Annotated in this window: 23 protein-coding genes and 1 pseudogene; 16 read left to right on the top strand and 8 right to left on the bottom strand. The window is 64.9% G+C overall.

Annotated elements, in window-relative coordinates; genetic code table 11:
* The first annotated feature begins 145 nt into the window (after positions 1-145).
* The 4 genes and pseudogenes from NFH98_RS01845 to NFH98_RS01830 all read left to right on the top strand — a co-directional run bounded on the left by NFH98_RS01845 (position 146) and on the right by NFH98_RS01830 (position 4,823).
* Positions 146-1,524, top strand: a pseudogene (locus tag NFH98_RS01845) (uracil-xanthine permease family protein).
* On the top strand, positions 1,521-2,975 hold the full coding sequence (locus tag NFH98_RS01840) for an amidohydrolase family protein (protein WP_348827488.1): 1,455 nt from the start codon (positions 1,521-1,523) through the stop codon (positions 2,973-2,975). The pseudogene NFH98_RS01845 and the gene NFH98_RS01840 overlap by 4 nt, the downstream one beginning before the upstream one ends.
* Positions 2,969-3,682 carry a sulfite exporter TauE/SafE family protein gene (locus NFH98_RS01835; protein ID WP_197037042.1) on the top strand — a complete coding sequence of 238 codons (714 nt, stop codon included), beginning with the start codon at positions 2,969-2,971 and terminating at the stop codon, positions 3,680-3,682. The genes NFH98_RS01840 and NFH98_RS01835 overlap by 7 nt, the downstream gene beginning before the upstream one ends.
* 73 nt (positions 3,683-3,755) lie before the next feature.
* A complete protein-coding gene (locus tag NFH98_RS01830; protein ID WP_348827487.1) occupies positions 3,756-4,823 on the top strand; it encodes a sodium:calcium antiporter in 1,068 nt (355 codons plus the stop codon).
* 8 nt (positions 4,824-4,831) lie between these two features.
* Here NFH98_RS01830 and NFH98_RS01825 read toward each other — a convergent pair whose 3' ends face one another.
* Together NFH98_RS01825 and NFH98_RS01820 are read right to left on the bottom strand one after the other, a co-directional pair.
* Positions 4,832-5,560: a haloacid dehalogenase type II gene (locus NFH98_RS01825; RefSeq protein ID WP_213229964.1), complete on the bottom strand. Its 729-nt coding sequence runs from the start codon at positions 5,558-5,560 to the stop codon at positions 4,832-4,834.
* A 79-nt stretch (positions 5,561-5,639) separates the two neighbouring features.
* Positions 5,640-6,521, bottom strand: coding sequence for a LysR family transcriptional regulator (locus NFH98_RS01820; RefSeq protein WP_348827486.1), 882 nt, complete (start codon positions 6,519-6,521; stop codon positions 5,640-5,642).
* Between the two features lie 89 nt (positions 6,522-6,610).
* Here NFH98_RS01820 and NFH98_RS01815 point away from each other — a divergent pair, with 89 nt between their 5' ends.
* Complete coding sequence (locus NFH98_RS01815; RefSeq protein WP_348827485.1) at positions 6,611-7,357, top strand: NAD(P)H-dependent oxidoreductase; 747 nt, start codon at positions 6,611-6,613, stop codon at positions 7,355-7,357.
* 38 nt (positions 7,358-7,395) lie between these two features.
* Here the strand turns inward: NFH98_RS01815 and polA are convergent, their stop codons facing one another.
* Positions 7,396-10,197, bottom strand: a complete 2,802-nt coding sequence (polA, locus tag NFH98_RS01810) for a DNA polymerase I (protein WP_348827484.1) — start codon at positions 10,195-10,197, stop codon at positions 7,396-7,398.
* A gap of 309 nt (positions 10,198-10,506) precedes the next feature.
* Here polA and NFH98_RS01805 point away from each other — a divergent pair, with 309 nt between their 5' ends.
* The 4 genes from NFH98_RS01805 (at position 10,507) to NFH98_RS01790 (ending at position 15,160) form a co-directional block, all read left to right on the top strand.
* On the top strand, positions 10,507-10,776 hold the full coding sequence (locus tag NFH98_RS01805; protein ID WP_108131126.1) for a DUF2782 domain-containing protein: 270 nt from the start codon (positions 10,507-10,509) through the stop codon (positions 10,774-10,776).
* Between the two features lie 166 nt (positions 10,777-10,942).
* Positions 10,943-11,908, top strand: coding sequence for a homoserine kinase (locus NFH98_RS01800; protein WP_045992627.1), 966 nt, complete (start codon positions 10,943-10,945; stop codon positions 11,906-11,908).
* A complete protein-coding gene (gene speA / locus NFH98_RS01795) occupies positions 11,905-13,824 on the top strand; it encodes a biosynthetic arginine decarboxylase (protein ID WP_124805006.1) in 1,920 nt (639 codons plus the stop codon). Before NFH98_RS01800 ends, speA begins: the two co-directional genes overlap by 4 nt.
* A gap of 229 nt (positions 13,825-14,053) precedes the next feature.
* Entirely contained in the window at positions 14,054-15,160 is a 1,107-nt protein-coding gene (locus NFH98_RS01790) for an alcohol dehydrogenase family protein (protein ID WP_348827483.1), read from the top strand.
* A gap of 35 nt (positions 15,161-15,195) precedes the next feature.
* Here the strand turns inward: NFH98_RS01790 and NFH98_RS01785 are convergent, their stop codons facing one another.
* The gene (locus tag NFH98_RS01785) at positions 15,196-15,873 is read right to left on the bottom strand and encodes a fumarylacetoacetate hydrolase family protein (RefSeq protein ID WP_045992624.1); all 678 of its coding nucleotides are present in this window, start codon (positions 15,871-15,873) and stop codon (positions 15,196-15,198) included.
* 147 nt (positions 15,874-16,020) lie between these two features.
* Positions 16,021-17,022 (bottom strand): ectoine hydroxylase, encoded by a 1,002-nt coding sequence (thpD, locus tag NFH98_RS01780; protein WP_349622139.1) that lies wholly within the window; start codon positions 17,020-17,022, stop codon positions 16,021-16,023.
* Positions 17,023-17,553: 531 nt separating this feature from the next.
* Between thpD and NFH98_RS01775 the strand changes: the two genes are divergently transcribed.
* From NFH98_RS01775 to NFH98_RS01765, 3 genes are read left to right on the top strand one after another with little or no spacing between them, the layout of a single operon-like run.
* The gene (locus NFH98_RS01775; RefSeq protein ID WP_349622138.1) at positions 17,554-18,075 is read left to right on the top strand and encodes a GNAT family N-acetyltransferase; all 522 of its coding nucleotides are present in this window, start codon (positions 17,554-17,556) and stop codon (positions 18,073-18,075) included.
* On the top strand, positions 18,072-19,118 hold the full coding sequence (locus tag NFH98_RS01770) for an alpha/beta hydrolase (protein WP_349622137.1): 1,047 nt from the start codon (positions 18,072-18,074) through the stop codon (positions 19,116-19,118). Before NFH98_RS01775 ends, NFH98_RS01770 begins: the two co-directional genes overlap by 4 nt.
* 51 nt (positions 19,119-19,169) lie before the next feature.
* Entirely contained in the window at positions 19,170-20,228 is a 1,059-nt protein-coding gene (locus NFH98_RS01765) for a zinc-binding metallopeptidase family protein (RefSeq protein WP_349622136.1), read from the top strand.
* A gap of 165 nt (positions 20,229-20,393) precedes the next feature.
* Here NFH98_RS01765 and NFH98_RS01760 read toward each other — a convergent pair whose 3' ends face one another.
* The gene (locus NFH98_RS01760; protein ID WP_349622135.1) at positions 20,394-21,380 is read right to left on the bottom strand and encodes an alpha-E domain-containing protein; all 987 of its coding nucleotides are present in this window, start codon (positions 21,378-21,380) and stop codon (positions 20,394-20,396) included.
* Between the two features lie 4 nt (positions 21,381-21,384).
* Entirely contained in the window at positions 21,385-22,842 is a 1,458-nt protein-coding gene (locus tag NFH98_RS01755) for a circularly permuted type 2 ATP-grasp protein (RefSeq protein ID WP_045992620.1), read from the bottom strand.
* A gap of 584 nt (positions 22,843-23,426) precedes the next feature.
* Here NFH98_RS01755 and NFH98_RS01750 point away from each other — a divergent pair.
* Positions 23,427-24,365 carry a transglutaminase family protein gene (locus NFH98_RS01750; RefSeq protein WP_349622134.1) on the top strand — a complete coding sequence of 313 codons (939 nt, stop codon included), beginning with the start codon at positions 23,427-23,429 and terminating at the stop codon, positions 24,363-24,365.
* Between the two features lie 76 nt (positions 24,366-24,441).
* Entirely contained in the window at positions 24,442-24,930 is a 489-nt protein-coding gene (locus tag NFH98_RS01745) for a phosphatidylglycerophosphatase A family protein (RefSeq protein ID WP_349622133.1), read from the top strand.
* Positions 24,931-25,116: 186 nt separating this feature from the next.
* On the opposite strand, the gene NFH98_RS01740 is transcribed toward NFH98_RS01745, so the two are convergent.
* A complete protein-coding gene (locus NFH98_RS01740; protein WP_108448412.1) occupies positions 25,117-25,635 on the bottom strand; it encodes a fasciclin domain-containing protein in 519 nt (172 codons plus the stop codon).
* Positions 25,636-26,038: 403 nt separating this feature from the next.
* Here NFH98_RS01740 and NFH98_RS01735 point away from each other — a divergent pair, with 403 nt between their 5' ends.
* Both NFH98_RS01735 and NFH98_RS01730 read left to right on the top strand, forming a co-directional pair.
* Positions 26,039-26,302 (top strand): hypothetical protein, encoded by a 264-nt coding sequence (locus NFH98_RS01735; protein WP_045992616.1) that lies wholly within the window; start codon positions 26,039-26,041, stop codon positions 26,300-26,302.
* On the top strand, positions 26,299-26,517 hold the full coding sequence (locus NFH98_RS01730) for a hypothetical protein (RefSeq protein ID WP_108131112.1): 219 nt from the start codon (positions 26,299-26,301) through the stop codon (positions 26,515-26,517). The genes NFH98_RS01735 and NFH98_RS01730 overlap by 4 nt, the downstream gene beginning before the upstream one ends.
* Positions 26,518-26,708 lie beyond the last annotated feature (191 nt).

Below are 26,708 nucleotides of genomic sequence, written 5' to 3'. Positions count from 1 at the left end.
ACTAATCGTTGCCATTTCGGCAACACATCTCACGAAAAACGATGATAGACGCGCACACTGACTCAGCGCTAGCTTTCCTCTGAAACCCGCAGAAGAAACGCGGTTCGGCAAACACCTGGACGCACAGTCTTGAACGACAACAACAATGAGGCCACCCATGTCTTCTCCTCTTCGCACCGATTCCGTCGATCCGGTGGACGAACGGCTGCCACTGAAGGCTGCCATCCTCTACGGCTTGCAGCACGTACTGGTGATGGCAGCCGCACCGATCACGGCGGTCTTCCTGGTCGGCCAGGCGCTGGGCTTCGGGCCTGACGTCACGGTACCGCTGATGAGCGCCACCTTCCTCGCCTGTGGCCTCGGCACCCTGCTGCAATCCATCGGGGTTCTGGGCTTCGGCGCGAGACTCCCGTTCGTGCAGGTCCCTGGCGGTGCCCCCATCGTCATCTTTCTGGCGATCGCCCAGGCCACCGATATCCAGACCGCCACCGGTGCGGTGATTCTGACCGCCTTGTTCTACTTCCTGGCACTACCCTTCTTCACCCGAGTTCTCCGCTTCTTCCCCCCATCGTGATCGGCACCATGCTGCTGCTGGTGGCCATCAACCTGGTCAAGATCTTCGGTGGCCTGATCGCCGGGCGTCCTGACAGCCCCGACTTCGCCGCTCCTTCGACCATTCTGCTGGCGCTGGCCACCATCGCCTGCATCGTCATCAGTGCCAGAGTGTTTACCGGCGCCCTGCGTCGCATCTCGGTGATGATCGGGCTTGTCATGGGTGCGCTGATCGCGGCAGCCTTCGGTCACCTCAGCGTGGCGGGCATCCTCGATGGCCCCTTGATCGCCCTGCCCCAACTCTTTCCTTTCGGCATGCCCAAGTTCGACCTGCTGGCGTCCCTGCCGCTGATCATCTTCAGCGTGGTGTCGATGACCGAGGCCACCGGCCAGACCATGGCCACCGCCGAAATCGTCGGCAAGCGAGGCGATGCCAAGGCCCTGGTTCCCAGAAACATTCGCGCCGACGCCCTGGGCTCGCTGTTCGGCGGCTGCCTCGGCACCTCGCTGATCATCACCAGCGGCGAGAATATCGGCATCATCCGGGCCACTGGCGTGCGCTCGCGCTATGTCACCATCGCCGCCGGCTGTCTGCTGATCCTGCTGGCCATGCTGGCACCTCTGGGCCGACTGGCCGCCACCCTGCCGACACCGGTGGTGGCCGGCACCGCCGTCATCGTCTTCGCCATTATCGGGGTCATGGGCATCAATATCCTGCGCCGCGTCGACTTCAATGAGCACGGCAACCTCTTCACGCTGGCCTCGGCGCTGGCCATGGGTCTGCTGCCGATCGTTGTACCGGGCTTCTACTCTGCCTTCCCGACCCACCTGCAGATCATCCTGGGTAATGGACTGGCCATGGGCACTCTCACCGCGGTGATCGTCAACCTGGCCTTCTACCACCTGGGCAGCGGCAACAGCGCCCGCGAGACCCAGCCCTCCCACACCGAAGCTCCGGAGACAGATTCATGACGCTCGATCAGCAACTGCGCCAGCGACTCTCGGCCAGCGAGCTGCTGCTGTGCCCTGGCGAACTGCTTGCGAATGGAAGCATTCAGCGTGACATGGGAGTCGTGACGAGCGCCGGGCGCTTCATCGATATCGGACCCAAGGAAGCCCTGGTCGCCCGTCATCCGACGTTGTCCCCGATCGACCTGCCGGGACACCTGATGATGCCGGGGTTCGTCGACAGCCACCATCATCTGACCCAGTCACTGGGCAAGTCGCTGGTGTTCGGGGAACCCTCCGAAATCTTTCGACGCATCTGGGTGCCTCTGGAATCCAGCCTGGACGAGCGACTGCTTCACTTGTCGTCCAAACTGGCGGCGCTCGAGGCCTTGCGCGGAGGCTTTACCACTGCGGTGGACGCGGGTACCCGCAGTGCGGGGGAAATCGGCGCACTCGCCAAGGCGGCCGAAGAAAGCGGGCTTCGCTGCGTGCTCGGCATGATCTGCAATGATCGGGGCGGTAGCGGTTCGCCCCAGCAACGCAGCGCCATTCTCGACCGTGCCGTGGCCCACCTGGCGGACTACCGCGACCACGCGTTGATCCATCCATCCCTGGCAATTTCCATTCCCGAAGCGGCCAGCGACGATATGCTCAATGACGTCGCCACGCTATGCCGCGACAAGGGAGCGATCTTCCAGAGCCACGTCAACGAGCACCTCCAGGCGGTCGAACGTTCTCTGGTAACGCGCTCACAGCGGCCTCTGGAGCATCTGCACGCGGTGGGCGCACTCGGCCCACAGACCCTGATCGCCCACGCCACCCTGGTCACGCCAGACGAGCTCAATCTGCTGCGAGATACCGATACCGCGGTGGCCTTCAATCCGGTCGCCAGCAGCTGGAAAGGCAACGCGGTGGCGCCCGCCCTGCAGATGGCGGCGCTTGGTATCCGTTTCGGGCTCGGTACAGACGGTACCCGCAGTGATGGCTTTCGCCTGATGGATGCGGCCGAGACCAGCCAGCGAATGGCCTTCGGTCTGGCTACCGGCGACAGCTCCTGCGGCGGTGGCTGGCGCTGGCTGGAACACGCTACCCAGGGCAGCGCCGAGTGCTGCGGGCTTGGCAGTATCACCGGCGACATCACTGTGGATAAAGCCGCCGACTTCCTGCTGGTGGATCTCGAGGTGCCTGAGATGACGCCTTCCTGGGACCGGCCCTGGGAACTTGTGCGCTACGGCAATCGAGATCAGATCGAAGCCGTGTTCACCGCTGGCCGACTGAGACTCTGGCAAGGCTGGCCAGTGGACTGGGACGCACGGGCACTGCTTGCTGAAGTCCGCGAGGTGGCTCCCGCCGCCATCAACAAGGCACCGATCCAGCGGGTCCACCCGACCTCCGAGGTGCATCGCGAGCGCCATGGAAAAGCTGGTGAAGCGACGCCCTCAAGGCAGCGAGGCAATGGGGAGCCCCGATGCTGACGACCACTACCTATGCGATCGCCGCCGTAGCCACCCTGCTGGCGTCCTTCGTCCAGGGAGCCATCGGTATCGGTTTCGCGCTGATTGTGGCCCCGGTGCTGGGAATTCTGGCACCGACTCTGCTGCCGGTGGCATTGCTGGTCCTGATGCTTCCGCTGAATCTGCTGGTGGCGCTGCGCGAGCGCGAGGCCATCGATTGGCGCGGCAGCGCCTGGATCAGCGCTGGACGATTGCCAGGCACCCTGGCCGGGCTCGCGGTGTTGATGGTGCTGAGCACTCAGGGGCTCAACCAGTTGATCGGAGCGTCCACCGTGCTCGCGGTGCTGGTCGCCCTCTTTGCTCCGGTGTTTCGACCGGGCACCGGCGCCTGCCTCACGGTGGGTGCCATCACCGGTGTCACCGAAACCGCCACCGGGGTCGGTGGCCCTCCCCTGGCCCTGCTCTACCAGCATCGACCGGGTCCCGAGCTACGCTCCACCATTGCCTGTTGCTTCGTGGTCGGCGAAGTGCTGTCACTGTTGATTCTCGCCATGGCAGGTGCCGTGCAACAGACACAGCTGTGGTGGGCGCTCGCTCTTCTTCCTCCTCTGCTGATCGGTACCGTCTTGAGCCGAATCATGCACCAGCGTCTGGATGCCAAGCGCCTGCGTCAGGGGGTCCTGTTGTTTGCGCTACTCTCCGGGCTGTTCCTGATGGTGCCGCGATAGCCAGCGTCTGTCTTTTGCGCGAGCGATCAAGACGGCTAAGCTGACAGGGCCACCTCTCGCTCAAGGATAGGGAATGTCCGCCATCTTGCTCTGGACGCTGGTCGCCATCATCGCCACCGCCATCATCTGGAAGGGCAGCGGTCTGCTCGAACGCTCGAGCCAGCGCCTGTCGGCCTACTACCGGCTGCCGGAAATCGTTCAGGGCGCCATCGTGGTGGCGGTAGGCTCGAGCTTCCCGGAGCTGTCCACCACCGTCATCTCGACCCTGGTCCACGGCGAGTTCGAGCTCGGTGTGGCGGCCATCGTCGGCTCGGCGCTGTTCAATATTCTGGTGATTCCCGGGCTCAGCGGGCTGGCCTCGAAGTCACCGCTTCAGGCCAATCGCGACCTGGTCTACAAGGAAGCCCAGTTCTACATGATCGCGGTGGCGGTGCTGACCCTGACCTTCGCCTTCGCCGCCATCTACCACCCGGTGGAGACCTCGCCCCAGGGCGGCAGCATCCAGGGCGAGATGACCCGCTGGCTGGCCTTGATGCCGGTCGCCCTGTACGGGCTCTACCTATTTGTGCAGTACCAGGACACTCTGGATCATGAATCCGACGAGGACGTCAGCGACATCCGCCCGGGACGAGAGTGGGGGCGACTGGCGCTGTCGCTGGTGGTCATCGTGATCGGCGTCGAGGGGCTGGTGCGCGCGGCGATCAACTTCGGCGAGATCTTCGGCACCCCGAGCTTCCTGTGGGGCATCACCGTGGTTGCGGCCGGCACCTCGATTCCCGATGCCTTCGTCTCCATCCGCGCCGCACGCCAGGGACGCGGCGTCACCAGCATCGCCAATGTGCTAGGCAGCAACACCTTCGACCTGCTGGTGTGCATCCCGGCAGGCGTGCTGATCGCCGGTACCGCGGTGATCGACTTCTCGCTGGCGGCGCCGATGATGGCCGCGCTGACCTTCGCCACGGTGCTGCTGTTTCTGATGATGCGCACCCAAATGGTCCTGTCGCGGCGCGAGTCGATCTGTCTGCTGGTGGTCTACGCGGCCTTCGTGGTGTGGGTCTCGCTCGAGTCCTTCGGCACCATCGACCTGGTGCCGCACTTGCCGCCATCGGGCGCTGTCAGCGCCCACGCCACGACTGGATAGCGATGACACTAGGCGCCCAGACGATCGGCCAGATCGATCAACGAGGTGCAGTGGAGATCGTTGTCGGGCGAACCTTCCACCGCCTTGGGGGCGTCTTCGCCGAACTCATGGGGACGCTCGATGTAGGCGGTCTTGAGGCCGCAGCGGCGGGCGGCGTCGAGGTCGTCCTGGTGGGCGGCCACCAGCATCACCTCCTCGGGGGCCACCTCGAAGACCTCGGCCACTCCCAGGTAGGTGTCGGGATGGGGCTTGTAGGCGCGAAAGACCTCGGCGGACAGGATCAGGTCCCAGGGCAGGCCGGCGTGCTTGGCCATATTGGCGAGCAGCCCCAGGTTGCCATTGGACAGGGTGCACAGGGTATAGCCGCGCTTGAGCCGTGACAGCCCCTCGACGCTGTCGGGCCAGGGCGCCAGACGATGCCAGGCGCGGTTGAGATGGGCCCTGCCCGCCTCGTCCAGTGCCAGCCCGTGGCGATCGAGCAGCTCATCGAGAATCATCCGATGCAAGTCGTCGATACGCGTCCAGCCAAGCTCGCCGGACATCACCCTGTCCATGGCCGGCCGATAGCCCGCGCGCCAGGCTCGGGCAAAGTCCGCGGGCGTCATCGATGCCGCTGCGCCTGGCGACGTGAGCAAACCGAGCGCCTCGACCTCCCGGGCGATACTGCCATGCCAGTCGACCACGGTGCCGAAGATATCGAAGGCGAGTATCTGCGGGCGTACCGGTGTTGTCGTCATGGTCGCTCTCCTTGTTTCGCGGCCGGTGGGGCTTGTCCAAAGTCGTAGCGGTACCCTACGGCGGGTACCAAGGCTTGGCCTAGCGCTTTGGGTCTGCCGCCCCGGGCGCCAACCTCGCCCTGAGCGACTCAGCAAGAAAGTCGATAAACAAGCGTATACGCACGACCTGACGCATGTCCTGGTGGGCCAACAGCCACAGGTCGACCGCCAACGCCTCCAACTCATCTCCCACCTGTTTCAAGCCGACATCAGCATCGCCCAGATAACGAGGAAGCACCACCGCCCCCAAGCCACGCCTGGCGGCCTGCTGCCGCCCCAGCAGGCTATCGCAACGGAAGCGGACCATGGCTCGTTCGACCTTGTCTTCCATCCAAGCCGCCAGCGCCGCATCGTCGGGGCGCTGTCCCTGATCAATCCAGGCGGTGATGTCGCCCGGCTCGGAGATGTCGCCATCGCGAGCCACGTAGATCGCCTGGCGGATCGAACCGACTCGCCGACCGACCAACGTCTCGGGTGGCTGGTTGGAGGGCCGAATCGCCACCTCGGCGTCGCGAGCGGCCAGATCATAGAGGGCATTGGAGACCGAGACATCAAGCACGATGGCGGGATGGCGTTGCTGGAACGCCTCAAACACCGGCATCAACAGCCCCTGCAGCAAGGAGTCTGTCAGGGTGACGCGAATGACGCCCTCCAGCCGTTGATCCCGCCCCTGGATGCGGCGCGCCACCCCTTCTACCTCCTGGTGCACGCGCGCTGCCGCCTGCGCCATCTCTTCCCCTGCCAAGGTGGGCTGGTAACCACCGGGTGAGCGCTCGAACAACAGCACGCCCAGGCGCCGCTCGATGTTTCGCAGGCGCCGAAACACGGTGGCGTGGCTGACGCCAAGCTGGCGTGCCGCCCCTGAGAGAGAGCCCGAGCGCGAAATCTCGAGCACCGTCCTCAAGTCGTCCCAACTGTTCATTTTTGCAATGCCTACTGACAAGAATAGGGAATTTCGTTGCACAAGTGTAAGGCATAGCCTGAACCACACCCACCGCAACGGAGTCGACCATGAATGTCCTGATCGTTCACTGTCACCCTGAACCCCAATCCTTGAACGGCGCCTTGACCGTCATCACCGCCGACACTCTGATCTCCCAGGGCCATCGGGTGGTCATCAGCGACCTGTACGCTGAAGGCTTCGATGCCATTGAACACCCTCGCCACTATCGCAATCGCCAGGATTCGCAGGTATTTAACGCACTGACGGAGCAACGCCACGCCTTCGAAGGCGGACAACTTCCCGACGACGTGGCAAGAGAAATCCAACGGCTGGAACAGGCAGAGCTGGTGATTTTTCAGTTTCCACTGTGGTGGCATGGACCACCGGCCATGCTCAAGGGCTGGTTCGATCGCGTGATGGTGTACGGAGGGATGTACTCTGGAAGTCGCCGCTATGATCACGGGCGACTCAAGGGCAAACGCGCCATCTGCGCGGTGACGACAGGATCGCCGGCGGAGGCCTTCGAGCCCGCCGGCAGAGCGGGAGACATTGTTCGGCTGATGTACCCCTTCCACTGTTCCCTGTATTACCTGGGCCTCGAAGTGCTGCCACCACAGCTCGCCTTCGGCATCCAGGGCGGCGGCCTCGCCTATCAGGAGGAGACCGCATTCCGCCGGCACCTCGAAAGCACCAAGGCCGACTGGCGGGCCAGGCTCAAGGGCCTGGAAGGGGAGTCGACGATCCCCTTCTCAGGGTGGGATGACTGGGACGAGCAAGGTCGGCTGGGCCTGCGTCATCCTCTGCGATGGCGATAGAAGCTCCGACTCGGCGCTCCAGCATCCGCGGCAACGCCTCAGTGCGCTTCATCCCAGTTGTCACCGCACTCGGCCTCGACGATCAGCGGTACGTCGAGGCTGGCGGCGTTCTGCATGCGCGTCTTGACCTCTTCCATGAAGGCCTCGGCCTGGTCCTCTCTGACCTCGAATACCAGTTCGTCGTGGACCTGCATCACCATCCAGGCGTCGAAGCCGTCGCTGCCGGCCTGGTCTGCGAGCCAGGCGTCCATATCGATCATCGCGCGCTTGATGATGTCCGCCGCGGTGCCCTGCATCGGTGCGTTGATGGCGGTACGCTCGGCGCCCTGGCGACGGGCACGGTTCTGGGAGTGGATCTCCGGCAGGTAGAGCCGGCGTCCGAACACCGTCTCGACGTAGCCGTCTTCGGCGGCCTGGGCGCGGATGCGCTCCATGTAGCGAGCGACTCCGGGATAACGATCGAAGTAGCGGTCGATGTAGGTCTTGGCCTGGCTCTGCTCGATATGCAGCTGGCGGCCCAGGCCCCAGGCACTCATGCCGTAGATCAGGCCGAAGTTGATCGCCTTGGCGCTGCGCCGCTGCTCGCCGTTGACCTTGTCCAGGGCCACCCCGAACACCTCGGCGGCGGTGGCGGCGTGGATGTCCTTGTCCTCGGCGAAGGCCGACAGCAGGCCCTTGTCGCCGGACAGGTGGGCCATGATGCGCAGCTCGATCTGGGAGTAGTCCGCCGCCACGATGCGATAGCCCGGGCGTGCCACGAAGGCCTGGCGGATGCGCCGTCCCTCGTCGGTACGAATCGGAATATTCTGCAGATTGGGGTCGGAAGACGACAGCCGCCCGGTGGCGGTCACCGCCTGGTGGTAGCTGGTGTGGACCCGGCCGGTGGCCTTGTTGACCAGCTTCGGCAGCTTGTCGGTGTAGGTCGAGCGCAGCTTGGACAGGCCGCGATGCTCGATGATCACCTTGGGCAGCGGGTAGTCCAGCGCCAGCTCCTCGAGCACCGCCTCGGCGGTGGAGGGCGCGCCCTTGGGGGTCTTCTTGATCACCGGGATGCCCTGCTCCTCGAACAGGATCTGGCCGAGCTGCTTGGGCGAGCCCAGGTTGAACTCGCGCCCGGCAAGCTCATAGGCGCGGGCCTCGAGCTCGCGAATGCGCTCCCCCAGCTCCCGGCTCTGGGTGTGCAGTAGCTCCGCGTCCAGCGCCACGCCGTTGCGCTCCATGCGCGACAGCACCCGCACCAGCGGGCGTTCGAGCTCGTCGAGGACCTCGGCCAGGCGGCCAGTCTCGTCCACTCGCGGGCGCAGCGTCTGGTGCAGCCGCAGGGTGATGTCGACGTCCTCGCAGGCGTAGGGCGCGGCCTGTTCCAGTGCGATCTGGTTGAAGGTCAGCTGCTTGGCGCCCTTGCCGGCGATGTCCTCGAACTTGACGGTGCCCTCGCCCAGGTACTTGAGCGCCAGCGAGTCCATGTCGTGGCGGGTGGCGGTGGAGTCGAGCACATAGGACTCGAGCATGGTATCCACCAAGGGCCCCTTGACCGGGATGTCGTAGCGCGCCAGCACCGAGATATCGTACTTGAGATTCTGGCCGATCTTGGCGATCGCCTCGTCGGCCAGGATCGGCGCCAGCGCCTCGAGCACCGCCTTGCGATCGAGCTGGGCCGGGGCGTCGAGATAGTCGTGGCCCAGCGGAATGTAGGCTGCCTCGCCGGGCGTCAGGCACAGGCCGACACCGACGATGTCGGCCTCCATGTAGTTGAGGCTGGTGGTTTCCAGATCGAAGCAGAAGGCCTCGGCAGCGGCCAGTCGCTCAAGCCAGGCGTCCAGCTCGGCCTGCTCGAGGATCACCGTATCCTGACGCTCGCTGGAGGGCGTCGCCTGGGCCTTGTTCTTGTTATCGCCTTCGCCTCCGCTACCCCCCTCGGGGGTGGCGGAACCACCGGCGACGTCATCGACGCCTTCATCCTGGCCGGCCAGCAGCTCCGACAGCCAGTTCTTGAACTCCAGGCGTTGATACAGCGTCTTCAGCGCCTCGCGATCCGGCGCGGCGATGGCCAGATCATCGAGGCCGAGCTCCAGCTCGCAGTCGGTCTTGATGGTCGCCAGTTCGTAGGACAGGTAGGCCTTGTCGCGGTGCTCCTCGAGCTTCTTCGGCAGCGTCTTGGCGCCACGAAACGACAGCGTCTTGACCTTGTCGAGATCGCCGTAGATGACGTCGAGCCCGCCTTCCATACCCTGCAACAGGCCGATGGCGGTCTTCTCGCCCACTCCGGGGACTCCAGGGATGTTGTCGACCTTGTCACCCATCAGCGCCAGGTAGTCGATGATCAGCTCCGGCGGCAGGCCGAACTTGTCCTTGACCCCGTCCACGTCGAGGGTCTCGCCCTTCATGGTGTTGACCAGGGTGATATGACCATTGACCAGCTGGGCCATGTCCTTGTCACCGGTGGAAATCACCGCGTCGCGACCGGCGTCGGTGGCCATCTTCGCCAGGGTGCCGATGACGTCGTCGGCCTCGACCCCCTCGATGCACAACAGTGGCAGGCCGAGCGCACGCACGCACTCGTGCAGCGGCTTCACCTGAGCGCGCAGGTCGTCGGGCATCGGTGGCCGCTGGGCCTTGTACTGGTCGTAGAGCTCGTCGCGGAAGGTCTTGCCCGGGGCGTCGAAGATCACCGCCATGGGACTGTCCGGGTAGTCCTTGATCAGCCGCTTGAGCATGTTGATCACGCCCTTGATGGCGCCGGTGGGCTGACCCTCGGAGGTGGTCAGCGGCGGCAGAGCGTGGAAGGCACGGTACAGATAGGAGGAACCGTCGACGAGAACGATGGGGCTTGAGGCCATGGATCGGCGTCCCTGTAAGGATAAATGACTACGATGCCACCCATGATACGCATCCCTTTCGTCTTTTGCCGGACGCTTTTGCGACCCTCGACGCGGTCACGGCCATCGCCCTGTCCTTGCGTCAGCCCCTGGCCCGCCCTGCGCCCGCCCCCTGCGCCCGCCCCCTGTGCCGGCCATCAGGCGTCGACCTGGGGCATCGGCCCTGTTCCTTTACTTTGCGAGGGGAACCTGTGCCGACGTATCATGGTCTGATCGAACAGTGTTCCCTTTGCTTTACCAACCGTTCATTCTCCCATCCTGGAGACCACCATGACGATCACCCGCATTGCGAGCGCCCTCCTGCTGTCGCTGGCCCTGCTGGCCGCCGCCGCGCCGGTGCTCGCCCAGGCGCAACCCGACATCAGCGTCCGCCAGGAAGCCAACCAGACGCTGCGCGAGTACCGCGTCAACGGCAAGCTGTACGCCATCAAGGTCGAGCCCAAGGATGGCAGCGCCTACTTCCTGGTCGACCGCAACGGCGACGGCAACTTCGAGCGCCAGGGCGGCGGCAACGTCGAGATTCCCGGCTGGGTTCGCTGACCCAAGGCCGCTGCCTGGGCGGCGCGCCCGCCGCTGCGTCCCCTAGCTGTTGATGCCCGTCTGGCAAGCGGCGCGAAAGCCCGCTGAGACCACTCCCGTAGATCACGTGCAACTCGGTGCCAAGTCGCTACAATAGGCGCCTTGGCAACCCCGGGCGAGACGATTCATGGCCGTATTCACTCCGCTTGACGACGCACAGGTCGCAGGCTTTCTCAGCCGTTTTGACGTCGGCGAACTGACGAAGCTGCAGGGCGTGCCCGCGGGCACCGAGAACAGCACCTTCTTTGTCACCACCGACCGTCGCGAACTGGTGCTGACGCTGTTCGAGCAGGGAGAGCACGAAGAGCTGCCGTTCTTCGTCGAGCTGCTCGACTTCCTCGACGAGCACCGAATCCCGGTGGCCGGGCCGATTCACGACCGTGACGGTATCGCCCTGCACGAGCTGGCGGGTCGGCCGGCGCTGCTGTTTCCGCGCCTGCCGGGCGCCCATCCCAGCGCGCCCGACGTGACCCAGTGCCGGGCGCTGGGGCAGGCGCTCGGCGAGATGCATCGTGTCTCCCGCCACTTCGGCGGACACCGTCCCAATCCTCGCGATATTCACTGGCTGTCGGCCATGCACCACAAGGTGCTGGTCTACCTCTCGCCCGAGGACCAGGCGCTGATGCAGGACGAGGTCGACGCCTATCAGGCCGCGCTGGAAAGCGCGGAGCCGCTGCCCCAGGGCGCCCTGCACGGCGACCTGTTTCGCGACAACACCCTGTTCGACGGCGAGCGCCTGGGTGGCATCATCGACTTCTACAACGGCTGCACCGGCGACCTGCTGTTCGACCTGGCCATCGTCATCAATGACTGGGCCACCGACGCCGACGGTCGCCTGGTAGCCGAGCGCCACGACGCTCTGCTCGAGGCCTACCTGGCCGAACGCCCGCTGACCGCCACCGAGCGCGAACTGTGGCCGCTGATGCTGCGCCTGACCGCCCTGCGCTACTGGCTGTCTCGCCTGCTGGTGGTCTACGTTGACCCGCCGGCCCACGACCTGACTCCCCACGATCCCGAACAGTTCCGGCGCATCCTGCTTGCGCGCCTGGAACATGGAGCCCTGCCCTTGCCAGATATCGAGGCCCGCCCGTGAGCCACAAGCCCGACGCCGACTCCGCCGTGCAACGCGCCCGCCGCACCTGGAACATCGACCAGTGGGGCAGCGGCTACTTTGACGTGGACGAGGACGGACAGGCACTGGTCCGCCCGCTAGGCGAGGTCGAACCCGGCCCCAGCCTGCCGCTGCGTGGCCTGGTCGACCAGATCCGCCAGGCCGGCCTGCGCCTGCCGGTGCTGATCCGCTTCACCGATATCCTGCACGACCGGGTCGAGCAGCTGTGCGCGGCCTTCGACCAGGCCATGGGCGAGGAAAACTTCGAGAGCGGCTACACCGCGGTGTACCCGATCAAGGTCAACCAGCAGCGCCGAGTGGTGGAAGAGATCCTCGCCACCAACGAGCGCGGGCGCGACCGGGTTGGCCTGGAGGCCGGCAGCAAGCCGGAACTGCTGGCGGTGCTGGCGCTGTCCGGCGATGGCCCCTCGCTGATCGTGTGCAACGGCTACAAGGATCGCGAGTACATTCGCCTGGCGCTGATGGGCGAGAAGCTCGGCCATCGGGTCTATCTGGTGGTGGAGAAGCTCTCCGAGCTGCCGATGATCCTCGAGGAGGCCGAACGCCTGGGGGTGACCCCGCGCATCGGTCTGCGTGCCCGACTGTCCTCGGTGGGCCGCGGCAAGTGGCAGGACACCGGCGGAGAGAAGTCCAAGTTCGGCCTGACCGCCGGCCAGATCCTGACCGTGGTCGAGCGCCTGACCGAAGCCGGGCGACTCGACAGCCTGCAGCTGGTGCACTTCCACCTGGGCTCCCAGATCGCCAACATCGGTGATATCCAGCGTGGCCTGCGCGAGTGCGCGCGCTTCTACCAGTACCTGCGCCAACTGGGTGCGCCGGTGGACACCGTGGACGTGGGCGGTGGACTTGGCGTCGACTACGAGGGCACCCACTCGCGCAACTTCTGCTCGATCAACTACTCGATGCTCGAGTACGCCCGCAACGTGGTCTACGCCTTCAATCAGGTGTGTGCCGCCGAAGGTCTGCCGCAGCCGCATCTGATCAGTGAATCCGGCCGTGCCCTGACCGCCCATCACGCGGTGCTGATCACCAACGTAATCGGCGAGGAAAGCGTGGACACCGCGCCGCCGAGCGAACGCAAGAGCGACGACCCCGAGGTCGAGGCGCTGTGGCGCACCCTGGACTTCCTCAAGCGCGAGCCGGAACCGCGTGGGCTGGTGGAGGCCTGGCACGACCTGATCCAGGACATGGGCGACCTGCACGACCGCTTCGTGCTGGGGGCCGCCGATCTGGCCGCCCGCGCCGAGGGCGAGAGCGTCTACTTCGCCGCCTGCGCCGCCCTGAGGTCACAGCTCGACCCGCGCAATCGCGCCCACCGCGAGATCCTCGACGAGCTGGCCGAGAAACTCGCCGACAAGCTGTTCGTCAACTTCTCGCTGTTTCAGTCGATGCCCGACGTCTGGGGCATCAAGCAGATCTTCCCGGTGCTGCCGCTGTCCGGGCTCGACCGTCGCCCAAGCCGCCGTGGAGTGATTCAGGACATCACCTGCGACAGCGATGGGCGCATCGACAGCTACGTCGACGGCCAGGGGGTCGAAACCACCCTGCCGCTGCCGGAGTGGCGCGAAGACGACGAGCGCCTGCTCGGGTTCTTCATGGTCGGCGCCTACCAGGAGATCCTCGGTGACCTGCACAACCTGTTCGGCGACACCGACGCCGTCGATGCCTCGCTGGATCGCGACGGTGGCTGGCGCCTGACCAACCTGCAGTGGGGCGACCGGGTCTCCGACGTGCTCGGCTACGTCAACTTCAACGCCGACGTGCTGCGCGAACGGCTCCGGGTCCAGCTCACCCGCAGCAACCTCGACCCACGCGAACAGCGTCACTTCCTCGATGATCTGTCAGAAGGGCTCGACGGCTACACCTACCTGGAGTGAGCCGACCCGCACGCCCCACTCCGTGTGAGCCTTCGCCCGGCGATGCCTAAAGGTATCGCCGGGCGCCTGCTATTGGGGACTTCAGCTCTTGCGCCTGGCCCACGCTCGTGGCGAGATATGCATCAAGCCAGACACATCTTGACCACAGGAGGACAGCGCCATCGCATCCCCGGCCCCCTACCCCCAAGACTCACAGCTCCGAGACTCACAGCGCAGCATTCCCCCCACCATGATGGCGGTGGTCACCACCGGCAACGGCGGCTACGACAAGCTCAGCTATCAACAAGTCCCGACCCCGACGCCGGGCCCCGGAGAGGTGCTGCTGCGGGTGCTCGCCGCCGGCGTCAACAACACCGAGATCAATACCCGGCTCGGCTGGTACTCCGCCAGCGTCAAGAGCGACACCCGGGCATCGGCGGACGCCTTCGATGACAGCGCCGAGAACGCCGCCGACTCCGAGGATGGCGGCTGGAATGGCGCCACTCCCTTTCCATTGATTCAGGGCACCGACTGCTGTGGCGAGATAGTGGCCCTGGGCGCGCCGAAAGAGGAAGGTGCCAACGCCTCGGTCACGGCGGACCTGCTGGGCAAGCGGGTACTGGTACGCGCCTGCATGCGCACCAGAGGCTTCGATCACTGGGACTCGGTGTGGATGGCCTCTGACTTCGACGGAGCCTTCGCCCAGTTCGTCAAGGTGCCCGCCAGCGAAGTGTTCCCGGTGGACTGCGACTGGAGCGACGAGGAACTCGCCACCATCCCCTGCGCCTACGGCACCGCAGAGAACATGCTGCACCGCGCTGGTGTCAGCGCCGGCGACCGGGTGCTGGTCACCGGTGCCTCGGGAGGTGTCGGCTCGGCGGTGGTGCAGTTGGCCAAGCGCCGGGGCGCCCACGTCACGGCGGTGGCGGGCAGCGCCAAGCACGAGGCGATCCGCGCCCTTGGCGCCGACCACCTGCTCGACCGCGACGATGACCTGCTGGCCAGCCTCGGCGAGTCGAGCATCGACGTCGCGGTAGATAACGTCGCCGGCAAGGGCTTTGGCGGGGTGCTGGAGGTGCTCGACCGCGGCGGCCGCTACGTCTCCTCCGGTGCCATCGCAGGGCCGGTGGTGGAGCTCGACATGCGCAAGCTGTACCTCAAGGACGTGCGCCTGATCGGCTCCACCGCCTGGGACGAGCCGATATTTCCGGACCTGATCGGCTACATCGAGCGCGGCGAGATTCGTCCCCTGCTGGCCAGGACCTTCCCGCTTGCGCAGATCGTCGAGGCCCAGCAGGCCTTTCTCGAGAAGCAGCACGTGGGCAACTTCGTGCTGCTGCCGCCGCCGCTGGACTGACGCCGAAGGCGTCGGGACTGCGGGTTAGCCAAGCGTTAACCGAGCACGCGGGTCTCGAGGGCGTGGCGCTGGCCGCTGGGCAGTGTCAGTTCGAAAGCCAGGCTCGCGCCCTTCTCCAGCTTGCCGACACCGGCCGGGGTGCCGGTCAGCACCACGTCACCCGGGGCCAGGGTGAAGTGCTGGCTCATCTCGGACAGCAGCGCCGGGATCGCGAACAGCATGTCTCGGGCCACGCCGTGCTGGCGACGTTCACCGTTCATGTCGAGGCTGAACTCGATGGCCGACCAGTCGAGCGGCGCCTCGATGGGCACGAAACGCGACAGCGGGCAGGCGCCATCGAAGGCCTTGGCGATCTCCCACGGATGCCCCTTCTTCTTCAGCGCCGACTGGACATCACGCAACGTCAGGTCCAGCGCAAGCCCGACCCCGACCACTGCCGCCTCGGCCTGCTCGGGCGTGGCCTCACGCAGGGTCTCGCCGATCAACAGCGCAAGCTCGGTCTCGAAGTGTACGTCGGAGCGCTCGAAGGGACCGCCGATCGGCTCTTCCAGGGGCACCACACTGGTCGCCGGCTTGATGAACAGCAAGGGTGCGTCGGGTACCGGGTTGTCGAGCTCCTTGGCGTGCTCGGCGTAGTTGCGTCCAACACAGACCACCTTGCCAAGTGGCTGGGAGAAGGCGTCACCGTCGACAAAGCTCGGGACGAGAGACATGGCAGGCTCCTGAAGGCATGAAAAGGATAGGAAACGACACGGCCCAGCGAACGGGGTCGCGTGGCATGCAAAAAAGGCGCGCCCAAGGCGCGCCTTTCGAGTCTATCCCAGCCATCGCGCTCATCGCGAGCGGTGGCGACCGTCGCCTCAGGGATTGAAATCGCTGTCAGGCTCGTGGGCCAGGAAATCCGGGCGACGGCGGTTGGCCGCAAACGGCTCGACGCAGCGGTTGTCGACGCGGTTGTAGACGAAGAAGGCGTTGCTGCGCGGATCCGGCGACATGTTGGCGTTGGAGCCGTGCAACGTGTTGCAGTCGAACAGCAACAGCCCACCAGCGCTGCCCTTGGGCGCCTCGATACCGTTGCGATCGATCAGCTGGCGCAGGGCCTCCTGACTCGGCACCCCGATCTCCTGCTTCTGCAGCGACTTCTCGTGGTTGTTGTCCGGCGTCTCGCCAATGCACGGCACGAACACCCGATGGGAGCCGGGAATCAGCATCAGCGGACCGTTGAACTCGTGGTTGTCGGTCAGCACGATGGAGGCACTCACCGCGTGCATGTCGGGCATGCCGTCCTCGGCGTGCCAGGTCTCGAAGTCCGAGTGCCAGTTGAAGCCCTTGCCCTCGAAGCCCGGCTTGTAGTTGATGCGCGACTGGTGGACGTAGCTCTCGCCGCCGAGAATCTGGCGAGCGCGGCCGACCAGACGTTCATCATTGGCCAGGTGGGCGAACACCCGGGACAGATAGTGCACGGCGAACAGCGAGCGGATCTCCTTGCCGCTCGGCTCGACGATGCTGTAGTCCTTGCCCCGATAGGCGTCGTTGTCGAGCAATGCCTTGAGCTCTTCGCGAAGGCGTGCGAGCTCTTCGCCACCGAGGAAGCCGGGCTCAAACAGAAAGCCCTTCTGCTCGAACTCGTCGAGCTGCTGCTGGCTCAGCGGCCCCTGGTCGGCGCTGCCCTTGACCACCGGGCCCTGGCGGTCGACCCACAGGCTGTCCATCGGTTCGGGCAATCGCGTCGGGTAGCGGGTGGCGCGAGCCTGGCCGCTGTCGAGCCCGGCGAAACGTTGCCAGTCGAAACGCTGCTGGTCTTGTGGGTCCAGGTTGCTGCGATGCTTGGTTTGCGGATTGGACGATGTCTGCACTTCCATCCGATCACCCTCCCTTGGTATTGATCAGCTTTCAGATTCGAACTCGTACCCGCGGCGCTACTTACCTGTACACCAGCTACTTACCTGTACACCAGCGACGGCCCAGAAATGCTGCGCCACACAGGCGTCACCGACCGTCAAAGGCCATATCACCGACTGCATCAAGGGCAGCATTCAAGGCCACATCACAGGGTGCATCTAAGGCTGCATCCCAAGGTGCATCTAAGGCTGAACTCAAGGCTGCATTCAAGGCTGAATTTGAGGTATAGCGCCGCCCTGAAGGAGAAGGCTATCTCCCCGAGCCCAAGCTACAAAAGCCGCCTCTTGAATTCAACCCTTGCACAACTTGCGTCCAACTTTCAGCGATGCGTCACTCTTGCCACCTCGCCGGTGCCGTTATCTACCACGATCTCATCGAACAACGAGGGAAGGTTAGCGACCTCCTGTGCGAGACGACGTGCCCCGCATACCCGATGTCCGAAAACCGTGCCACCTGAGGTACCCTGAAGACACCACTGCATCGAGGTAGCCATGTTGCGTTTCCAGCAAGAGGACCCCGCCGCCCCCGCCATGGCGGCGATGATCCGCGCCCACCGCCGCGGGCTGAAGAAACTGGCGCCCACCTCGCCGCCGGAAAGCCGCCATGCCCTGACCCTGGATGAACTGAAGGCGCCGGAGGTGACCCTGTGGGGGCTGTGGGATGATGACGATCTGGTCGGCTGCGTCGCCCTGAAGGAAGTCAGCCACGACCACGGCGAGATCAAGTCCATGCGCACGGCACCAAGCCACCTTCGCCGGGGTCTGGCCTCCTTGATGCTCTACAAGGTGATCGAGGAGGCCAGACTGCGTGGCTATCGCCGGCTGAGCCTGGAGACCGGCTCACAGCCGGGCTTCGCTCCGGCTCGCCAGTTCTACACGCGTCACGGCTTTACCCCCTGTGCGCCCTTCGCCGGCTATGTCGAGGATCCCAACAGCGTCTACATGACCTTGGCCGTCTTCGATGACGACCGGGATGACGGCCTGGATGGCGACCTGAAGGAGGCCAGCCGATGAGCGAAAGTGATGACGCCAGCCCCAACAACAGCGCCACACCGTTGCCCCTCGACAGTGCCGACACCCGCGAGCTGTCCTGCGCCGAAGCGGTAACCTTCGACAGCGACGATACTCGCTGTCGCGGCTGGTGGTTCGAAGGTGCCGACGATGGTGCGGTGGTGGTCATGGCCCACGGTCTTGGTGGAACGGTGGCAGGCGGCCTTGTTGGCTACGCCCAGGCCCTGCATCACGCCGGCCACAGCGTGCTGGTCTTCGACTATCGTCACTTCGGCCGCTCCGACGGCGAGCCTCGCCAGCTGCTCGGTATCAAGCGCCAGCAACAGGACTACACGGCCGCCATCGACTATGCCCGGAGCCGGGCACCGGCCCTCCCGCTGGTGCTTTGGGGTACGTCATTCTCGTCGGCCCATGTCATCACTCTGGCGGCTCGTCGCGACGATGTCGCTGCGGTCATCGCCATGAATCCGATGCTCGACGGTCGGGCCTCGTCGCTGCTCAAGCTCAAGGACGCAGGACTTGGCACCTTCCTGCGCATGACCGGGGTGGGACTCGCCGACCTTGCCAGGGGCTGCCTCGGCCGAGGGCCCCGGTACCTGCCGCTGGCCGGCGAGCCGGGGACCCTGGCCGCGCTCTCCGCCCCGGACGCCCTGACGGGGATCCTGTCGTTTGCCGATGACGACTTCGACAATCGCATTGCACCACGCGCCCTGCTGGCGCTCGGGCTCTACCGCCCGGTCACCCGGGCCCGCCAGGTTCACTGTCCGGTGCTGCTGCAACTTTGCCTGCGTGACAGCGTCGCGCCGATCGCCCCCGGCTACCGGCTGGCCGAAGCACTGGGATCACGGGCCACACTCAAGACCTACGACACTGGCCACTTCGAGATCTACGAGGGTGACTGGCGGGCGGCCTTCGCCGACGACCAGCGGGAATTTCTCGCCCAGGTGCTGGCGCTGGCGCAGTCGCTGGCGCCAGCGCCCACGGCCCACGCCACCGAGTCGCCTCAGCACACTCCAGACGAGACCGACCCGCCGCCCGCCCGGTAGCCTGGCTATACTGGCGACGACACCTGACTGGCCACGCCCGAGGGCATGCGAATGCGCCACTACCCCTGCCAACGCTGTGACAACCGCCTGTTCTTCGACAATACCCTCTGCCTGGTATGCCACTCCGAACTTGGCTGGTGCCCGGGTTGCCATGCCCTGGTGACGGTCGATCTCCAGCCCGATGGTCGCTACCGCTGCGTCGACGACACCTGCGCTACGCTGCTGGTCAAGTGCCACAACTATTCCGTGGAAGGGGTCTGCAACCGCATGATCACCAGCGAGGAGGCCGACCGTGGCATGACGCTGTGTGACTGCTGTCGCCACAACCAGGCCATCCCCGACCTGTCGGTGCCCGGTCATCGTGAACGCTGGGCCAAGCTCGAGAGTGCCAAGCGCCGGCTTTTCTACACCCTCGACCTGCTGGGGCTACCCCACGAGGTAGATGGCCGCCGCGCCAACCCGCCGCTGGCCTTCGCCTTCCTCGCCGACGAAGTGGCGGCAGAAGGCGACTGGCACTCCAGCGACGAGGGCATGCCGGTGTTCACCGGTCACGCCGGCGGACTCATCACCATCAACGTCAAGGAAGCCGACGACGTCGAGCGCGAGCGCCTGCGCAACGACTTCAATGAGGCCCACCGTACCCTGATCGGCCACTTCCGCCACGAGATCGGGCACTACTACTGGGAGTTGTTGATCAAGGGGCGCGACGAGTCGGCCTACATCGAGGTATTCGGTGACCACAACAACCCCAGCTACAGCGAAGCCCTCGATCGCCACTATCAGCAGGGACCACCGAATGACTGGCGCGGCCACTTCGTGTCGGCCTACGCCACCATGCACCCCTGGGAGGACTTCGCCGAAACCTTCGGCTTCTACCTGGACATGGTCGCCATCCTCGATACCGCCGGACACTTCGGCATCACCCCCACCGGCTTCGACGAGGACCTCGAAGCGATGTTGACCACCTTTCGCCGCCTGAGTCTCGGCTTCAACGAGATGAATCGCGAGATGGGGCTGCTCGACCTGGTGCCGGAGGTGATCACCCCGACCATCGCCTGCAAGCTTTGCTATATCCACGACATGGTGCTGGCGGCGCGACGACAGCAGTAAGCCGCCCGTCGTCCCACCTAGCACCACCATGCGGCCCTCTTTCCAGAGGGGCCGCAACGCTTGGCAAGATTCGGCTTGGCTAGATCCGGCCTGGCTAGATCCGGTTTGGCTAGATTCAGCAGTGGCTCAGCGCAGGCGGGCCGGGGCATACCCGGCCCACCGGTCTCACGCCTGGTCGCTGGCCGCCAGTAGCTCGCCATCGCCCAGGTCATCGAGGGTCGGGAAGTAGGTGCGGGCGATCGCCGTGTGCAGCTCGGCAAAGCCCTGTTGCAGCACGTCGATAAAGTCGTGCAGGGCCTCGGGGGAGCGCACCAGGGCACGGACGTCGGCCTCGGCCACATCGGCCAGCACCAGCGTCGCCGTGGCCAGGGCGCGCTCATGTCGCGGCAGCGAGCGCAGCGCGCGAATGCTGTCCTTGAGACTGCGCGACACCGAACGCGGGAACAGGGAGTCCTGCACCAGGAACCGCAGCACGTCGGTGGCCCTGACCCGACAGCGCACGTGCTGTCGATACATCTGGTAGGCCGTCAACGACTTGAGCACGCTCATCCACTGCAGGTGCTCGAACGGACGAATCTCGTCGCTGTCACGCTGCAGCAGGTTGGCCGAGCGCACATCGATGATGCGGGTGATCATGTCGGCCCGTTCGAGCTGGCGCCCGAGCATCATGAAGGTCCGTGACCCACCGTAGCTGAGGGTGCCCTCGATCAACCCGATCAACGTCTGACAGCCGCGAATCACTAGCTTCAGAAAGCGCTCTCGGCGTCCCGGGCCGAGGCCCGCATCAGCGTGGGCACTGGCGGTCATGTAGAGCTGGTTGATTTCTTCCCAGACCTCCCGCGGTACCACGTCCCGCGTGGTGCGCAGATTCTCGCGGGCCTGGGCAAGGGCGGACAGGATCGAGCCGGAGTAGCGTCGGTCGGCACACAGGAACTGCACCACGTTGCGATCGTTGGGCTCGTCGTAGAGGGTCTCGAACACCTCGGCGCCCCCGGTGATATCGATCATCGCCGCCCATCCCAGCGGTTGGCGGTAGGGCATGTCGAGCATCAGGTGACTGGAGACGTTGATCAGGCGGGCGGTATCTTCGGCACGCTCGATGTAGCGGGCCATCCAGTACAGGTTTTCGGCGACTCTGGAAAGCATCAGCATGGTCTCAGTCCTCCCCCGTCTCGACGATCCAGGTGTCCTTGCTGCCGCCCCCTTGGGACGAGTTGACCACCAGCGAGCCCTTGACCAGGGCCACACGGGTCAATCCACCGGTGGTGACGTAGGCGCCGTCCTGGCCCGACAGGATGAAGGGGCGCAAATCGACGTGGCGCGGCTCGGGCCGGCCATCGAACAGCGTGGGGGTGGTGGACAGGTTCAGCATGGGCTGAGCCATGTAGTTGCGTGGGTTCTCCTGGATCAGCCTGGCGAAGGCATCACGCTCGGCCTGGGAGGCCTGGGGGCCCATCAGCATGCCGTAGCCGCCGGACTCGTTGGCGGGCTTTACCACCAGTTCATGCAGGTGCTCCAGCACATAGCGGCGGTCTTCCTCGAGCATGCACAGGTAGCTCGGCACATTGGGCAGCAGCGCCTCCTGATCCAGGTAGTACTTGATCAGTTTCGGCACGAAGGCGTAGACCACCTTGTCATCGGCGACACCGGCCCCCGGGGCGTTGGCCAGCGCCACCTTGCCGCTGCGCCAGGCCCGCATCAATCCGGGCACGCCCAGCACCGAGTCCTTGCGAAACGCCTCCGGGTCGAGGAAGGCGTCGTCGACGCGGCGGTAGATCACGTCCACACGGGTCAGCCCCTGGACGGTGCGCATGTAGACCACGTCGTCGTCATCGACCAGCAGATCCGGGCCCTGGACCAGTTGCACACCCATTTGCTGGGCCAGGTAGGCGTGCTCGTAGTAGGCCGAGTTGTAGATACCCGGGGTCAGCACCACCACCTGGGGATCGTCCCAATGGCGTGGCGACATGCCCGCCAGCATGTCGTAAAGCTGGGGCACATAGTCGTCCACCGGATGAATCTTGCCCGAGGCAAACAGCTCCGGCAGCACGCGCTTGGTTACGTTGCGATTCTCGAGCATGTAGGACACCCCGGACGGTATCCGCAGGTTGTCCTCCAGTACGTAGACGGTGCCGTCGCCACCACGCACCAGATCGGAGCCGCAGATATGCGCCCAGACCCCGTGGGGCGGATCGATCCCTACACACTGGGGGCGAAAGTTGACGGATTGCTCGAGCACCGCCGCCGGCAGCACGCCATCCTTGACGACCTTCTGGTCGTGGTACAGGTCGTCGATGAACAGGTTGAGCGCCTCGACCCGCTGCTTGAGGCCTGCCTCGGTGCGTCGCCACTCGTCGGCGGGGATGATGCGAGGCACGATGTCGAAAGGCCAGGCGCGGTCGATCATGCTGCCCTCGGAATACACCGTGAAGGTGATCCCCATGGTGCGAATGGCGATCTCTGCTGCGTTCTTGCGCTCTTCCAGCTCGTCAGGGGCAAAGCCCGCGAGCACGTCACACAGCATCTTGGCCGCCTCCCGCGGCATCCCGGGCGTCGCCACCAGTTCGTCATAGAACCCTGCGCAGTCATATTGCTGCCAATCCACATGGCTCATCGGCACACCCTCGATTGTTTTCGGCATCCGGCGACCCGACCACGACGATGGCACCCCCGCCTTCGACCGTACCGGGTCCCTCCTTGCTGTATAGCAAGCCCTGTACCAGACCGCCGAGAATAGGCCGCAGCGCCGAGCCTTCTCGCCGAATGGGCTGGCGCAATTGAGCAATTTGGACAAAAAGCGACCACTTGCTCCTGCCGAAAGTGCCCCACGAACCAGCAAGAAGGGGCAGCGAGCACCGATCTGGTGCAATCATGGCGCCCCCCGGCAAGCGCGGGCGGTAGCCCTCGGCAGCCCTTGCAGAAGCCGGTCGATGGCACCTGCTGCTGACGACGCCCACCTTTCGGGCTTGAGAGAAAGGCAGGAGTCGGGTACATCTTGTCGCCACGGTTCGGGGGGGATATCGTCACCTTCTGCAACATTCGCCGACACCCAGGAGCCTCCTCGCTTCCCATGCCTGCCTCTTCTCGTTCCGCACTCCCTGGCTCGTGCGCACCGCTGTCCTGCCCTGCTCAAGACAGCGGCGCCAGGCGGTGCCGTCTGGCCAGCCTTGTCAGGGGTGGCACGGCGGGATCCGGCAGATGATCTATCGACTTCGCCACACCACGCGCTACCACTACAGCGAGATCGTGACACTCAGCGAGAACGAGGCCTGCCTGATGCCCCGTGAGATGGCCTACCAGCAGGTTGCCTGGGCGCAATTGTCGATCTCGCCGGGCGAGTCGCTACGCCAGAGCCGACAGGACGCCTTCGGCAACCATATCGCGCTGTTCGCGGTCGACACCCCCCATACCCAGCTCGAGGTCACGCTGGAGGCGCAGGTCATGACCTCGCCTCGCGCCACAGCGCCGCAGGCCATCATTAGCTGGGAGCGGTGTCGAGAGCTGTTGGCAGACCGCCACCAGCCAGGTTTCCGCGAAGCACAGCCGTTTCTTGAAAACTCCGCCTATATCGAGCGCCGCCCGCTGCTCGCCGCCTGGGCCGAAGACTGTTTTCCCGCTGGTGGCGATCTGGTGGACTGCGTGGAGCGCTTGAACCGTCGCATCCATGAGGAATTCCGCTACGACAGCGAGTTCAGCGACATGGAGACGACACCGTCCCAGGTGCTCCAGCATCGCCGTGGGGTGTGTCAGGACTTCGCTCACCTGGCCATCGCCACCCTGCGCTCGGTGGGTCTGGCCGCGCGCTACGTCAGCGGCTATCTCGAGACTCGACCGCCTCCAGGACAGCCTCGACTGATGGGCGCCGACGCCTCCCACGCCTGGTTCTCCGTGCTGATACCCGGCTGGGGTTGGCTCGACTTCGACCCCACCAACGGTGTGCGCGCCGGCGAACGACACCTGTTGCTTGGCTGGGGCCGCGACTACGAGGACGTGGCGCCGCTCAAGGGCGTGGTGACCGGTGGTGGGCGCCAGCGCCTCGAGGTGGAAGTGGACGTTGTTCCCGCCGGGGAAGTCGCGGCCACCTGCCCGACCTCCGCCAGCCCTGGCGATCACCCGGCAGCGCCGATAGCCGGCTGATTCGCTGTCCTTTATATTGCGCAGGCTCTGCCCGGCCTTGCCCTGCCCTGCCCACCGTCTTCTCAGGAGAGATTCCATGCAGGACCTGTTGATCTGGATTGCCACCGGCTTCGGCCTGGGCTATTCCCCCTGGGCGCCGGGGACGGTCGGCTCCCTGATCGGACTACCGGTCGCCTGGTGGCTGTTCCGGCTGCCGCTCGGCACGCGCCTGGCCGTTACCCTGACGCTCCTCGTGCTGGCCGTTCCCGTCTGCCACTTCGCTTCGCTGTGGCTGGGCGGCGGCGACCTGCCCCAGATCGTGCTCGACGAATGGGTGGCCCTGCCCATCGCGGTGCTGGCCTTCTCGCGCTACCGACGGCGCATCATCCTGCCGCTGGGCTATCTACTGTTTCGCCTGTTCGATATCTCCAAGTTGTCTCCGGTACGCGAGATCGAGGGCATCGGCGGGGGACTCGGCATCGTCGCCGACGACGCGATAGCTGCTCTGTACGCCGCCCTCACCCTGATACTGCTGGTGCGCCTGACCCGCCGCTACTGGCAGCGAGATCCCGAGCAGTCCTCATAAGCCAATAGCGGCCTGCCAATGCCGGGTGCTGCTTCCTATATCCACAGCCCTGACACAAAAAAACCGCCCTCGACGGGCGGCCAAACGGGACAGGGATCTATCGAAACAGTGACCGGGGGACCTCGTGCCCGGCCTCTGACGTCCAGTGCAGCAGATGTTGCACTGGCGTCACTCACTCAGCCTCGGTTATTCAGGAATCAGCACGCTGTCCACCACGTGGATCACCCCATTGCTGGCCTTGATGTCGGACTCCACCACGGCGGCATTGCCTACGCTTGCCGAGCCTTCCTGGGCGTCGATGGCCATGTCGGTTCCCTGCAGGGTGGTCACCTCGGATGACTCCTCCAGTGACACTTCTCCTTCCACCATGTGGTAGGAAACGACCTCGACCAGACGTCGGTGGGAGGCCTTGTCGTCGCTCATCCACTCATCGAGCTGTCCTGGCTGCAGGGTACCGAAGGCTTCGTTCGTTGGAGCAAAGAGCGTATAGGTTTGATCTCCCTGTAGCGGCTCGTCGAGGCCAGCCTTCTCGACAGCATCAAGCAATGTCGAGAAACGTCCGTCGGCCTGGGCGACTTCGAGCAGATTGCGTGAGGGATCCTGCTGTTGCTGCTGATCCGCTTCGGCCACCCCGCCAGCGAGCAGCGCTACGCCGAGCACGCAGCTCGGCAGGAACGACGTTGCGGCAGACATTGCTTTTTTCATGCTCTAGCCTCCTTGCGGTGATTGCTCCGAGATGTCGCGTCGCCACTGCGCGCCTCCCGGGAACCTCTCTGTCGGGGCTGTTCAACCAGGACGACGCAGTTCATGTACAAAAATTAGATCAAGAACAAGTAATGTACAAGAAAAAGTTTTACGACAGCTTTCGCCACTCTGATCATCAAAGCGTCATCTTTTGACGTCATGATATGGGCGCTGCTCGGAAAGACGGTAATGACGGCGAGATGCCGATACGCTTCCGGCGACAGAAAACCTATACAATACTTGCATATCAAGCCTGGCGATGAGAACCTTTCGTACCGTTGAGGCTCGGCCAGGAGGGCCATGCGCAGCCTCGCTTCCACAACGGAACGAACGACGGCACGTCATGCGCCAAGGAGGGCGACCCGTGTACTACCCGATTTCCTGTACCCGCTGTGGCCACGACCTGGCCAGCACACCGGGACCTGTAACGGCTCAGCCCAATGACTGGGAAGAGCTGAACTGCACCGAGTGCGGTGAGTTTCATGCCACCCTGGGCGCCTGGGAAGAACAGCAGACGCCCGACCGCCTGCGCTTTCTCAACAAGTCTCGCAGCCTGATGATGGCCATGCGACGTGAGCACGATGCCTTGATCGAGCAGCAGCACACCAAGGGAGAGCGAGTCGCATGATCACCGTCGCCCTGGACCTGAGCTGCACCATCTGTGGCCACTCCCGCTTCACGCTGCCTGTTGGTCAAGACGACGGCGACAGCGTTCACTGCGCCAACTGCACTGCCTACAAGTGCAAGGCCATGGACCTGGAGCGCGCGCTGATGGCGACCCTGCCACCGTCCATGCCTGCAGTACCGGCTTCCTCTGGCGCCGCCCAGGCGGTACCCGCCTGAGCGATGGCTTGAGAGACAGCGTTTCTGCGCCCCGCTTTTCGCCGACGCGTCCTGGCGATTCACGCCGCCCCTTTCGGGGCGGCGTTTTTGATGGAAGGCAGCGCAGCCGCTTCTTTGCTTTCTTCCTTTCCTCCTTTCCCCCCTTGCCACCATGGCGGCGACCATCGAGACCGCTATCGAGGCAACTATCG

It is taken from the genome of Halomonas sp. H33-56, assembly GCF_040147035.1.
GTDB classification, from domain to species: Bacteria; Pseudomonadota; Gammaproteobacteria; order Pseudomonadales; family Halomonadaceae; genus Halomonas; species Halomonas litopenaei.
This window is presented reverse-complemented; position numbering and strand designations above follow the sequence as displayed.